At 36.5% G+C, this 13138-nt stretch carries 11 protein-coding genes, 1 tRNA gene and 1 pseudogene; 8 read left to right on the top strand and 5 right to left on the bottom strand.

Translation table 11 applies throughout. The features are described from left to right. Positions 1–264 precede the first annotated feature (264 nt). Positions 265–969, bottom strand: a pseudogene (locus tag LIZ98_RS14630) (GTP pyrophosphokinase). 229 nt (positions 970–1198) lie between these two features. Here LIZ98_RS14630 and LIZ98_RS14625 point away from each other — a divergent pair. Beyond that, positions 1199–1402: a hypothetical protein gene (locus tag LIZ98_RS14625; protein ID WP_034768487.1), complete on the top strand. Its 204-nt coding sequence runs from the start codon at positions 1199–1201 to the stop codon at positions 1400–1402. A gap of 61 nt (positions 1403–1463) precedes the next feature. Here the strand turns inward: LIZ98_RS14625 and LIZ98_RS14620 are convergent, their stop codons facing one another. Further along, positions 1464–2315 (bottom strand): AEC family transporter, encoded by an 852-nt coding sequence (locus LIZ98_RS14620; protein ID WP_309240463.1) that lies wholly within the window; start codon positions 2313–2315, stop codon positions 1464–1466. A gap of 262 nt (positions 2316–2577) precedes the next feature. On the opposite strand from LIZ98_RS14620, the gene LIZ98_RS14615 reads away from it, so the two are divergent. The 4 genes from LIZ98_RS14615 to LIZ98_RS14600 all read left to right on the top strand — a co-directional run bounded on the left by LIZ98_RS14615 (position 2578) and on the right by LIZ98_RS14600 (position 6740). Beyond that, positions 2578–3516 carry a WD40/YVTN/BNR-like repeat-containing protein gene (locus tag LIZ98_RS14615; RefSeq protein WP_227140064.1) on the top strand — a complete coding sequence of 313 codons (939 nt, stop codon included), beginning with the start codon at positions 2578–2580 and terminating at the stop codon, positions 3514–3516. Next, positions 3500–4366 carry a hypothetical protein gene (locus LIZ98_RS14610; RefSeq protein ID WP_227140063.1) on the top strand — a complete coding sequence of 289 codons (867 nt, stop codon included), beginning with the start codon at positions 3500–3502 and terminating at the stop codon, positions 4364–4366. The genes LIZ98_RS14615 and LIZ98_RS14610 overlap by 17 nt, the downstream gene beginning before the upstream one ends. Before the next feature lie 72 nt (positions 4367–4438). Next, positions 4439–5338, top strand: a complete 900-nt coding sequence (locus LIZ98_RS14605; protein WP_227140062.1) for a hypothetical protein — start codon at positions 4439–4441, stop codon at positions 5336–5338. A 349-nt stretch (positions 5339–5687) separates the two neighbouring features. Beyond that, complete coding sequence (locus LIZ98_RS14600) at positions 5688–6740, top strand: inorganic phosphate transporter (protein WP_227140061.1); 1053 nt, start codon at positions 5688–5690, stop codon at positions 6738–6740. Between the two features lie 154 nt (positions 6741–6894). Here the strand turns inward: LIZ98_RS14600 and LIZ98_RS14595 are convergent. From LIZ98_RS14595 to LIZ98_RS14585, 3 genes are all read right to left on the bottom strand, one after another. Beyond that, positions 6895–6978: transfer RNA gene (locus LIZ98_RS14595), tRNA-Leu, on the bottom strand. A 256-nt stretch (positions 6979–7234) separates the two neighbouring features. Beyond that, entirely contained in the window at positions 7235–7825 is a 591-nt protein-coding gene (locus tag LIZ98_RS14590; RefSeq protein WP_227140060.1) for an HAD-IA family hydrolase, read from the bottom strand. A gap of 184 nt (positions 7826–8009) precedes the next feature. Further along, a complete protein-coding gene (locus LIZ98_RS14585; protein ID WP_309240464.1) occupies positions 8010–8810 on the bottom strand; it encodes a sugar ABC transporter substrate-binding protein in 801 nt (266 codons plus the stop codon). Between LIZ98_RS14585 and LIZ98_RS14580 the strand changes: the two genes are divergently transcribed. Genes LIZ98_RS14580 through LIZ98_RS14570 form a run of 3 tightly spaced genes read left to right on the top strand, consistent with a single transcriptional unit; the run spans position 8754 to position 12613 of the window. Further along, positions 8754–10934: a glycoside hydrolase family 3 C-terminal domain-containing protein gene (locus tag LIZ98_RS14580; protein ID WP_227140059.1), complete on the top strand. Its 2181-nt coding sequence runs from the start codon at positions 8754–8756 to the stop codon at positions 10932–10934. The two genes, LIZ98_RS14585 and LIZ98_RS14580, sit on opposite strands and share 57 nt — an antisense overlap. 2 nt (positions 10935–10936) lie before the next feature. Beyond that, positions 10937–11563, top strand: a complete 627-nt coding sequence (locus LIZ98_RS14575; RefSeq protein WP_227140058.1) for a hypothetical protein — start codon at positions 10937–10939, stop codon at positions 11561–11563. 33 nt (positions 11564–11596) lie between these two features. After that, complete coding sequence (locus LIZ98_RS14570) at positions 11597–12613, top strand: glycosyltransferase family 2 protein (protein WP_227140057.1); 1017 nt, start codon at positions 11597–11599, stop codon at positions 12611–12613. The last annotated feature ends 525 nt before the right edge of the window (positions 12614–13138 follow it).

Below are 13138 nucleotides of genomic sequence, written 5' to 3'. Positions count from 1 at the left end.
CGAGAAGCCCCCACTTCAAGCGACCCGCAAGGGTGGTAAGTGGAGGGTAGTTCACTCACCTAGCATTAAGTTATCCTGAATAAAAAAATCAATGCAATGAAAAAAACGAAACTGAGAAAATAAAGTAAAATGACAATCAGTAAGGGCCACTGATTGCCGGGTGAAAATCTCAAGCCTACTTTTACAATGCGCCGTTCAGGCCTGCCTCTTGACTCAAATTTTTTAATGCGCTAATGACAATAAGTTTGCCTTTACAGGTCCGGCTTAAGAAAGGAACTCGGAAAATTTAGCTAATAATTCTGTTGTAAAATGATGATTGTTTTTTGAGGCATCATGTGCTTTTAAAATATTAATTTCGCTGTTCAAGTCTTCCATTTTTTTATCCAGCTCTGCAGCCTATTGTGCGGCGTCTCTTAAACTATCCTGTATGTGCTTAGGGATTTCTTTGTTATATTTATAGTATATTTTATGTTCCAAGCTAGCCCAGAAATCCATTGCAATCGTTCGAATTTGGATTTCAACATAAACATGTTCCATTCGGTCAGACATAAAAATCGGAATTTTCACGATGAGATGTAGGCTGCGGTAGCCGTTTGCCTTTGGATTCTTGATATAATCTTTTATTTGAACAACTTCTACATCTTTTTGATTTTTTAACATATCTCCAATTTTATAAATATCTTCTGTAAAAGAACAAATAATACGAACGCCGGCGATATCTCGAATATTTTCTTTAATATCTGTTAACGAAGAGGTACAACCTTTTTTAATCATTTTATTTATGATGCTTTGCGGTGATTTAATCCGGGACGTCACATGTTCAATCGGATTATATTCATGGATGAGTTCGAACTCTTCCTGTAAAATTTCTACTTTTGTTTCAATCTCTTTTAAGGCAAAACGATATTGTAATAAAAAACGAGTTATCTCCTGTTGTAATTCTTTTAAATTTGGTATATTTTGTATCATTTTTCTTCTGATCCTTTCAAGTCCAATTCTTCTTTCAAATTATATCATATAGGAAATTATGTATCGAAAGTTATCGTTATTTAAAAATATCCAATTCATCTGCTTTCAGGTAGTGTATAATATTCTTACAAAATAGTAGTAAATAGAATTTAGTAGTTTTGTGACGGAACACAGCTGAAGTGTGGACAAATGCGTATTTCCAAAAACAAATAATATAGAAGGTGATCTGATGAAAATAGGAATGAGAAAACCTAGCTTGAAAAAAAGAGTTGCAGCCAGAACGAGTATAAAAAGGCAACTCGTTCATCGTGCAGGTTTAAAAATGCCAAGAGGTTATGGCTGGCTACGCAACCCGAAAAAATATACCTATAACAAAGTGTATCATAGAACCACTTTTGATATATTTAAGTTATTGAAAAAGCTTTTTAAGTAATGGTTGGGTAAAGGGTTAGATTCTTCTAACGAGAAAACCACGGACTTTGCGGTAGGCTTGGTCAGTGCACCCAAACAATAATAATCGGCAAAAAAATGAATGAAAGCAAAGTTGTCCAAAGAATCGTCTTTGTGACAATTTGAGGTGATGCATAAAATTTTTGGGCCAGTATTCCTGCATTGACAGCGACAGGCATGCAGGATAAAACAAATAAAACCGAATGTAAAATACCGTCTATTTTTAAAAGAAACAAGCAAAGTAAGGAAATGATTGGCGCGATAATCATTCGGATGCCCATCCCGGTCCAAAAAGTAACCTGTTCTTTATTTTTAATGGATGAAGTTTTTACATTCATCATTTGCATTCCCAAAATAGCCAAAACAATCGGTGAATATGCAGCTGAAATCATAGAAACTCCTGTATCAATGGGTTCAGGTAAATGAATTTGAAACGACCGTAATAAAAGTGCAAGCAATGAAGCGTAAATAGCCGGTAAGGAAAAAACAGATTTGATCGCTTCCTTTATACGAAAATGTGAGCGGGCTGCAAAATAGATTCCAATTGTATTAACAATCACCATTTGCAAAACAATATAAACGGTGGCTTTGTCCAAACCGGCTTGACCAAAAGCAAGAAGAATCAAAGGGATTCCATAATTCACACTGTTGGTAAACGCGGAGATAAGTGTCAAACTGGCCGTATCACTGGAAGAAAGCTTAAATAGTTTTCCAAATCCATTTGAAACAGCCCAAAGGAATAAAAGGCTTAACAAGGAATAAGCTAATGTCAAATATACATCATGGTACGAAACGTCTGCTTTCATTAATCTCTCGAATATTAACACCGGCGTTAAATAATAGAGTACAAGCGTCAAGAAAGGTGCAATTTCCACTTGTTTATAACGGAATAGCAATGCCCCGCAATCACCGAGAGTGACAAAGGAACAATGACTTGAAAAAGTGTTGTAAAAATTTCGTGTATCATAAAAAATCCCTTTCCTATCGTTATTAATTCGAATCTTGATGAAAAAATATATTTCGATAGTTTTACTTGATAAATACATATATTTCGCTATTTCTATATAAAAATCCTTCTAAGTTTAGATGGTGATTTTTCATCTACAGTTTCTCAACATATTTTTTAAATATAATGCTGAATTGGAGGAAGTGCTTCCTTTGAAAAAATTTGTCATTACGATCAGTCTTGTAATGGTCATCGGATTATTACTTGGAATTTTCTTTTATAATCAAACGCCTAATCAAGCTTTACCGGATATCGATCCACAACCGGAGGAACAAAGCATAGATGAAACACCAACACAACCTGAACCGATTCAAGGAATTTATGTCAATGAACAAATCGGATACTCCCTGCAGAATGACCGGCTTCAAATTACTTTTGATAAAGGGAAAAATTGGATCACCGTCCCTATAGAAAAAGATCAATTGTTTGCCGGCGAATATAATGGGAACAAACAGGAATTGATTGATCATAGTTATCTATTGACAGAAAATCGGACTGCCTTTTTATATGCCGAAGAACCGAGTTGGGATAACGAAACGATCCGTATCCTATTTACACTCGATCAAGGGAAAACTTGGATGAACTCGGTCGTTACCGAACATTACATGGGTGTACGTTTCCGAAAAGTAGGTTTTGTTGATGATCAATTCGGGTATATTATCATATCCGGCGGGCGGACGATGTCACAAGAAGGTTCCAATGTGTTCTTAACATTTGACGGCGGCCAAAGTTGGCAGGAAACGAATAATTCGGGCGTTAGTCGACTTATTGCAGACGGGGGCTTTGTTGATGCAAAGATCGGTTTTCTGTCTTTTGGGACGATAAATCCGGAAGCACCGGAATTATACGTAACTCAAGATGGCGGAAATACTTGGAAACAAGCAACGGTAAATATTCCATCCGAGTACGACAAAATTTTTGTGCAAGCAGAGACACCGTTTATAGAAGATGATCATTTAGCAGTTTTTGTGAATCAAGGTCCGAATGGCGACTATAAAGGTGGTTTAGTGAAGGGAAAATTTATTTCCACAGACAAAGGAAATACATGGGCGTTTTCAATGGAGGTGTCCCCGGATGAAGCAAACAAGTAAAAAAATGAACCTAATCGAGGGCTGGATACTGTTTATCTTGTCTATTGGGATTTTTTTCTTGCAAATAGGTTTTTTATTCTTTCATGAGCGACTACAATTTGAATATATAGATAATCGACTTTTTTATGTACTTAACATGATATTTGTTATTTGTTTATTTATTGCCATACTGCAACTTTTGAACTTAGAGAAAAAATGGAAGGTTTTTGGGGCAGTCGTTGTTTTAATATTTATGATTCCCAATATTACGATGATTTCCCAGACGAATAAGGAGATAAAGAATATTATCAGTGTTTCGCCAAACTTTCAACATGTCCTGTCTTTAAAAGAAAATACGAAGACCGGGGAAACATATTACTACCGCTCCTATTTTGGTATTTTGGGACGACCGAAAGAAAAACTGCCCTATCAAACGAACGGCAGGTTTAAAGTGGATTGGTTAACAGATGATATTGCAGCAGTAACCTATAAGGCAAAGGACAAAACTGTACATCAATATATTGGTACATATGGCGATCGTGGAACCGGCATATCTTATTATTATGTTGCAGCCCAAATTTATGGTGTTTGGCAAGGGAAAAATGCCAGAATTACGAATGAAACAGAAGGTCTGTCTGTCACGGTAAATGGAAGGACAGAAATTTATAAATGGGATCAAGTCGTCCAGTTCGGAACATTGGCGATTGTGTTAATGAAAAATAACGAAGCGGTTTGGACGATTGCCTTAAATAAAGACTTCAATGTTGAAGCTGCAGAAAAGGGAGAAACACCAGGTACCATCCTTTTGTACAAAGCAACGATGGGAAAAACGGAACCTATTCTCTTAAAGCGAATAAGTAGTTCCATGTAATTAAGAATAATATAAAGCATGAAATAAACGATTTTTATACGATAGCATTTGTAACATAGGGGGAGAATTACTTTGCGGTCAGTATTAACAAAGGTAAAAAAAGTCGTTAGCTATATCATTATTATTTTATCGTTTATTACAGGAATCGCTGCGACGGGGGTAGCCGAATGGGATCATCCCTTTATAAGTATTTTTATATATTTATTACTTGGCGGATTACCTTTTACAATCGGAATCATTATGCTTTACGGATTGAAAAAAGTAAAGGAAACTACGTGGGAAAAATTTCGTTTTTATACGGGAATTTCTTTTTTAGCACCAATTCTATTAAAAATTATTGTATATTTCAATGATAAAAACACAAACAGGATTTCTACCCCAACTGATATTTACATTACCAATTATCAAGATTTTATCGGTTTAATTATCATTTTTACCGGATTTTATGCGTTTTGTCTGTTTATAGTGATTTATATCGTTGGGTTTAAGGTTGAAAAGGAATTGTATATTTCACTGGTCGTAGCTTTTTTGATTAGTGCCGGATTATCGATTTATGGAAAGAATGATTATTATGCGATTAGGGAAGAAGGATTGTTTTTATCATCAAAGGAGGAACAAATTGCCATCCCGTGGGAAGACGTAGAAAGCGTCCGAATCGAAGCAGCCCTTGTTTCGGATATTGGGAAATATTCTTCACAGGATTTTGAATGGGAGTTTATTTTTTATTTAAAGGAGCATGAGCCGGTGAAATTTAGCGGATTTGGATACGATGAGCCCAGTCTGACATACTCCCACCAAATTAAGAATGTTATTATGGAAAATAAAATATCTATGTCTATTGATTCCATAAGTGAAAAAGAATGGGAATTTTTGGAAGTGGACATGGAAGATGATGAAATAAAACCGGACGACTTTTATAAATTGTTTCAATATAATCCGGAAACAAATGAATACTATGATATAAACTATTAAAAACATAGAATTATAGCATGTGAATGGATCTAGTACTTCACATGCTTTGTTTACATTCGTGATAAATTTTGCGCAAAACCATTTACGTCCTAATTAGCCTATATGTTTAAAAAGTAAGGTTAAGTAGTTAAAATGAGAAATTTGAATTTACGTCCAAATTATCATTATATGTTTAAAAAGTATTAAAACATATTTTTTCAAACTAATGTATAATTGAAAAGGGCATCGGTGAAATTTTGATTTATCGTTTAAAAAATATACAATAATAATGTGAAAGCAGTCACAATTATGATCAAATTTTCAAAAAACGATGTGCTCAATACAAATCGTAATTATAGTAGGTGAGAAAATGTCTTTATCATTCCCAGATTTTATAACAATGATTACTAGTAATCCGATTATGCTTGTGACAGTTCTTTTGACATTAGGTGTCGTTCTTGTAAACGGGTGGACGGATGCCCCAAATGCAATCGCTACATGTGTTTCAACACGTTGCATGAGTGTTCGTCAGGCGATTATTATGGCAGCCTTAATGAATTTTTTTGGTGTAACCGTAATGACTGTTTTTAATGCAACCGTTGCTGAAACGATTTATAATATGGTCGATTTTAGCGGTGATGCTCACAATAGTATTGTCGCTTTATGTGCAGCAATGGTAGCCATTGTTTTATGGGCTACGGGTGCTTGGTATTTTGGAATCCCAACCAGTGAGAGTCATGCATTAATTGCCGGTTTAACCGGTGCTGCCATTGCACTTCAGGGAGGTTTTGCAGGGGTCAATGGACATGAATGGATGAAGGTTATTTACGGGCTTGTGATTTCAACCGTAATGGGATTCGGACTTGGATTTTTTATTGTAAAAATAATCAATCGTTTATTTAAAAATGTTCCGTTAAGTAAATCAGCAAATTTTTTTCAATATGGAGAAATATTTGCCGGTGCCGGAATGGCTTTTATGCATGGTGCACAAGATGGTCAAAAATTTATTGGTGTTTTTCTATTTGGTGTTTTTCTCTCACAAGGTGTTACAGAAGCTACCGTGTTTACGATTCCATTATGGGTGATGTTAGTTATCAGTGTGGTCATCACATTAGGGACCAGCATCGGGGGTTATCGTATCATCAAATCGGTTGGAATGAGCATGGTGAAACTGCGAAAACATGAAGGATTTGCCTCAGACCTGGCCGGTGTCATTTCACTTTTAACTGCCTCTATTTTTGGTTTGCCCGTCAGTACTACTCATACAAAAACAACAGCTATTATGGGTGTCGGCGCCTCTAAGCGCATTAGAAATGTGAACTGGGATGTTGCAAAAGAAATGATATGGGCTTGGATTTTAACTTTCCCGGGATGTGGAATCATCGGATACTTAATGGCGATATTTTTTATGCAAATATTTTGAAAAAGGATTTATAAGCATCGAGGTTAAGAAAGTGACTGGGAGATCATACAGCAGATGTGTTCAACTCGATTCGCCTCGTAAAAAAGCGAAATATAAAAAAGCCAATACCTTGAGTGTTTCAAAGCATTGACTTTAGTAGTTTTCCAAAAATAAATGCGGATAGGGAGACTCGAACTCCCACGCCGGTTAAGGCATATGAACCTGAATCATACGTGTCTGCCAATTCCACCATATCCGCAAAATCAAAAATGAATCTAAAACATCACCGACAAAGACAGAAACAACGAACAAAAATTATTATATATCTAAGGGAAAAAAATTTCAAGTACCGAAAAATGCCAAATTGTCGGTCTCGCTTGTCCGTGTTGGGTCCGTTTCAATGTTTTCCTACGACCTTGAAAAATATTTTTCCTTCCAGAAAGATGATCGTCTTATCATTTTAATAAAAGGTTCCAAGGAAGAGACCGGGTACCCGATCCCTTGATTCAATTATATTATCGATTACTTTTTCGCATTGATAAGCCTTCTAAAACTTGAGGAAAATCTTTGTATGATGATAAATGAAAGTCGGCTTCTTCATTTTCATTTTGAAATAAACAAGTTGGAATATCCAATTCTTTTGCCGGTATAATGTCCAATGCCCGATCCCCAATAACGAGGTCAATTCCGTACTTGTCATGAACATAGGCATAGGATGCGACGTGGGGTTTGCGTGGAAAACCATCTTCCTCAGGGCAAACCATCTCTTGAAAGTAATGATCCATTTTCCAATATTTTAATAGACGTAAAGTAGATACTCTTGATCGGTGGGTAACAATGATATTTTTATCTGCCATTTTTAAAACATCTTCCACAAAAGGAAACGGTTTTTTGTCCTCATCTTTAAACTGTAAATCAATTTTTTGATATTCTTGTCGCTTGTCTTCGGAAATTCCGTAATGTTTGAAAGCTTGTTTGGAATCTTTTTTTAACCAGCGGATAAGTTCATCCTCATTGATTTGCTTTCCGGCGAGTTTTTGAAAAGAAGCCATTAATTTGGGGTATGTATCAAATAAAGTTCCGTCTAAATCCCATAAAATATTCACCGAGTTACCTCCGAGTTGATTGAAATAATGTTTTCCCATATGTTTATTGTAAGCAAATCCATAGTTTTCGACAAGTGGATGAGGAATGCCTGCATGGATATTGATTTTCCTTTGTTGAAATGAAGAAGCCGGATGCTTAAACGAAATCAGTGGAGGATAGCGCTTCCCCCACTGAAGTGCCCCTTTATTTCGATATAGCGTTAATGTTTGTTTTATTAATTATAAACGTGCTTAACAGGTCATTTTCCTTAATATGTTTTCCGGCTTCCAGATCAAAAATTTTCTTAACAGCTAATTCCGCAAATAGTCTTTGTCTTTGGGAGACAACGGCATCGAGAACACCTTGTTTGATCGCTTGTAAATTGACCGGATTGTCATCAAAACCGATAAATTTTTTATTTGAAATGTCGTGTTTTTCGGCATAAAGCATAGCGACTGTTCCAAAATCACTGTCAACCCCTGCAGCAAGGTCGAAACCACCGCATGTTTTAGCGATTTTCTCGAAATCCTTCACCCGCTCTTGATTATCGAAGAAACCGGATTGCTCACCAACAACTTTAATATTAGGGTATTTTGCTAAAACATCGTATACACCTTTCACCCGTAATTTTAAATTTTCCTGATTGATGTTGGTTGCACTCAAAATAACCTTACCACTTCCGCCAAGTTGTTTGGCAATCAAATTCGCTAAGTTTTTCCCTGCTTCATAATTGTCGGTACCGATAAAGCTAATTCGTTTACTGTTAGGGATATCTGCATCCACACAAATGGTTTTAATTTGCTCACGATACAAATCATCAATAACAGGTGCAAGGCTTTTTTGCTCGGAAGGTATGATAATTAAATAATCCAATCCTTCCTTTTTTACATCATTAATCATTTGAATTTGCTCCGACTTATCAAAGCGGTTCATAAATTTAGCGATAAAATGAAAACCGTATTTCTTCGCTGCTTTTTCTCCGTTTTGCTGGGCCCAGGTATTAATATGAAAAGAAACCCATTGTGTGGAAGAAACTTTGAATATTACAGTGAAGATCCATATCTTGCCGGAAAAATGGCTGCCGTGCTCATTCGCGGAATTCAATTCAATGGAATTTCCGCTTGTGTGAAGCATTTTGCCGTCAATAATCAGGAAGAAAGACGGATGGTCATTGACACAATTGTCGACGAGCGGACACTCCGAGAAATTTACTTAACAGCTTTTGAAATTGCTGTTAAAGAAGGAAAAACGAAAACGGTTATGTCTTCCTATAATATGTTAACTGGCACACATACGAATGAAAATATGCATTTAATGAGAGACATTCTCCGTGATGAATGGGGGTTTGATGGTGTCGTTGTAACTGACTGGGGTGGAAACAATGATCGTGTTGCTGGACTCCTAGCCGGCAATGAATTAGAAATGCCGACAACAGACGGTGAAACCGATAAAGAAATCGTTGAAGCAATAAAAAGCGGAAAAATTCAAGAAAAAGTGTTAGATGAATGTGTCGACCGCTTATTGGATCTTATTTTCACGACAGAAAAAGTATTTGAAAAGCCTCATATCAATTTTGACACGAAAGAACATCATCAAATGGCCCAAAAAGTGGCCGAAGAATCCATTATCCTATTAAAAAATGAAGGAAATATTTTACCATTAAAAAAAGATGCAAAAGTAGCCGTGATTGGTGATTTTGCAGAAGAGGCAAGGTATCAAGGAGCCGGTTCATCCATTGTCAATCCGACCATTTTAAATCATACATTGGATTGCCTTGATGAATCCAGTATTAAAGCTATTGGCTTCGAACCGGGTTTTGAACGATACGGGAAGAAGAATAAGAAAAAAATAGATAAGGCATGTGAACTGGCAAGTCGTGCCGATGTCGTTCTTTTATATATCGGATTAGATGAAGTGACAGAAGCTGAAGGATTAGATCGGGAAAATATGAAAATCCCGAAAAATCAGGTCGAATTATTACATGCTATATATGAGGTAAACCGAAATATTGTTGTTGTGCTTTCATGCGGTTCGGCTGTAGAAATGCCTTGGATTGATAGAGTGAAGGGGCTCGTCCACGGATATTTAAGTGGGCAAGCGGGGGCTAAGGCCGTCTTGAACGTACTAACCGGAAAAGTCAACCCATCCGGTAAATTAGCAGAAAGCTACCCAATCCGTTATGAAGATACCCCTTCCTATCATCACTTCCCGGGCAAGGAAGTAAGTGTCGAATATCGGGAAGGACCATACATTGGCTATCGTTATTATGATACAGCGAATATCCCGGTATTGTTCCCGTTTGGCTACGGGCTAAGTTATACAACGTTTGCGTATGCCGATCTTAAGGTAAGCCGCAAAGGAGTAACATTTAACATAACGAATACCGGAAATCACGCCGGATCAGAAATCGCTCAACTTTATGTCGGTTGCAAGTCTGAAGCAATTTTTAGACCAAAAAAGGAATTAAAAGGATTTAAGAAAGTTTATCTTCAACCGGGTGAAACAAAGGAAGTTACCATTTCCTTTGATGATAAAACATTTCGTTATTTTAACGTAAAAACTAACCAATGGGAAATTGAGGATGCTGAATATGAAATAATGATTGGTGCTTCAAGTTTGGATATAAGATTGAATGGAAATCTACATGTTGAAGGAACCGCAGCACCCGTACCGTATGAAAAAGAAAAACTGCCATCTTATTATTCTGGAAAAGTAAGGAATGTAAGTTTAGAAGAGTTTGAACATTTGATTGGCAGAAAAGTTCCTGATCCGAAATGGGACCGTTCAAAACCGCTTGGATACAATGACACGATTGCACAGTGCCAATATGCAAAAGGTGGTTTTGCAAGATTTGCCTTTCATCTTATAAAATTTGCCCATTGGTTTTTAAGAAAAATTGGAAAAAGAAGCACGGCCAATCTCATCATCATGTCTGTTTATCATATGCCATTTCGAGGGATTTCCAGAATGACCGGCGGCATGATTAACATGCCAATGCTCGATGGCCTTTTAATGATTGTAAACGGACATTTCTTTAAAGGACTAAATTATTTCTTAAAACAAAGAAAATTAATGTTAAAAGAAAAAAGTTCTTTAACCCATGAAACTGACGCAGTTAAGGAGATGTAATCATGGCGAGTGGTAAAATCAAACAAAATAAAATAGTTGCAGGAACGATTAATATATGGGTAAAATACAAAGAGAAACACCCGAATATTGCGCAGTTTCTTGTATTTTTTATGTTAAGTAACGGGGTAACAGTTTTACAATTTGTATTAATGCCTTTATTAAAAAGTTTTTTTGGGCAAACATCATTGGTTGACACAAATTTTCAAATTATGCAATTTGGGCACAATTTTGATGGTAGTCCTTATTATGTTTTTGACTATGCAGCGGGGTCCCTATCTAATGGTGGCGGTGGAGGTCTTGCTTATTTCCTTGCCGTTCAAATTACAATCGGTATTGCACAAGTCATAAACTTTTTTGCCCAAAGAAATATAACATTTAAGTCGAATAGTAATATTTGGAAAGCCGCTTTTTGGTATGTCGTTGCTTATATTTTAATAACTATCGGTGCTGCAGCAGCTCAAGGTTTCTACAAAGCGCCAATCTATAACTTACTCATGAATACATGGGGATGGGGCTCTGCTGGTGAAACGACTGCCGATATTATTACAATGCTCATTAACAGCGCAATTTCCTTCTGGGTATTTTTCCCGATCTTTAAAATTATTTTCAAAAATGAATCGGAAAAGTAGAAACCTAGGTTCAAAAAAAAGGTAGTGTGATAGATGAAATTATTATCAGTCGTTATTCCTTGTTATAATTCACAAGAATATATGAGAAATTGCATTGACTCCCTGTTGCCCGGGGGGGAGGATGTGGAATTGCTGATAGTAAATGACGGGTCCCGGGATCAAACAGCAGTAATTGCCAATGAATATGCAAAAAAATATCCAACCATTGTGAAAGCAATCCATCAAGAAAACGCCGGCCATGGTGGGGCTGTTAATACCGGTATTCGTCATGCTTCAGGTTTATATCTAAAAGTTGTGGACAGTGATGACTGGGTCGATTACCCATCGTATATGAAAATCTTGCACAAACTGAAAACGATGGCGAGAAATCATACGGTTGTTGATATGGTGGTCAGCAATTTTGTATTTGAAAAAGAAGGAAAGAAAAACAAGAAAGTAATGAAATATGAAAATGTCTTTCCGCAAAATCGGATTTTTTCATGGGACGATATCGGTCGTTTTCGTAAAGGGCAATATATCATGATGCATTCCCTTATTTACAGGACGAATTTATTAAGAGAATGCGGCTTGGAATTACCGAAACATACTTTTTATGTTGATAATTTGTTTGTTTATCAACCGCTCCAATATGTGAAAAAAATGATTTACATCGATGTAAATTTTTACCGCTATTTTATTGGCAGAAATGACCAGTCGGTAAATGAGAAGGTTATGATAAAACGAATTGATCAACAGATAAAGGTTAATAAGCTTATGATTGAACTTGTAAAATTGGATACAATTGAAAATCCAAAGCTACGGGAATATATGCTCAATCATATAGAAATCGTGACGGTTATTTCGGCAATTATGTTAATTCGTTCAGGTACCCCGGAAAATTTAGAAAAGAAAAAGGAATTATGGAATTTTATTAGAGAAAGAGATTTTGAACTATATCATAATCTTAGATACGGAATATTAGGTCAGCTCATGAATTTGCCCGGACGAGTTGGTCGAACCATTTCTGTCGGAGCCTATAAAATCTCACAAAAAATTGTCGGCTTTAATTAACAGATTTACTTGTAAAAAAGATGACAAGTTGAATGCACATACCTTTCAATGGTAAGATGATTGAAAGGTATTTTTTTTATAGATAAAACCAGCATGACGGTTATAAGGGGCTGAAAAAAGTATGGATTGAGGCTACTGAAAAACTACTCGAAATAAGTTCATGACCCAAAAATATAGTATGGTTAACCGCAAAAGTATTTCTAGTTATGGCGTTCGGAAAAATTTTTTCGCACCTTTTCAGTAGACTAGAGTGCCTTTCACGGACAAAAAGGGAAGCCAAACAGCGAGAACTGTCCAATAGAGCAAGCTCTCACCGACAAAAAGGGAAGTTAATCAGGAAGAACTGTCCAATAGAGCGGCTCTCGCGGACAAAAAGGGGGCTCAACCAGGTGAAACTGTCCAATAGAACGACTCTCGTGGACAAAATGAGGAGTCAATTAGCAAAAACTGTCCAATAGAACGACTCTCGCGGACAAAATGGGGGCTCAATCAGGTGAAACTGTCCAATAGAACGGTTCTCGTGGA

This window comes from Caldibacillus sp. 210928-DFI.2.18 (assembly GCF_020554505.1).
Lineage (GTDB): Bacteria > Bacillota > Bacilli > Bacillales > Caldibacillaceae > Caldifermentibacillus > Caldifermentibacillus hisashii.
Note: the sequence above shows the minus strand (reverse complement) of the source record. Positions and strands in the feature narration are given on the sequence as shown.

Coding starts and splice junctions, on each gene's coding strand:
- LIZ98_RS14575 (WP_227140058.1), top strand. CDS start 10,937: ATGGCGAGTGGTAAAATCAAACAAAATAAAATAGTTGCAGGAACGATT.
- LIZ98_RS14610 (WP_227140063.1), top strand. CDS start 3,500: ATGAAGCAAACAAGTAAAAAAATGAACCTAATCGAGGGCTGGATACTG.
- LIZ98_RS14580 (WP_227140059.1), top strand. CDS start 8,754: ATGAAAACCGTATTTCTTCGCTGCTTTTTCTCCGTTTTGCTGGGCCCA.
- LIZ98_RS14570 (WP_227140057.1), top strand. CDS start 11,597: ATGAAATTATTATCAGTCGTTATTCCTTGTTATAATTCACAAGAATAT.
- LIZ98_RS14625 (WP_034768487.1), top strand. CDS start 1,199: ATGAAAATAGGAATGAGAAAACCTAGCTTGAAAAAAAGAGTTGCAGCC.
- LIZ98_RS14600 (WP_227140061.1), top strand. CDS start 5,688: ATGTCTTTATCATTCCCAGATTTTATAACAATGATTACTAGTAATCCG.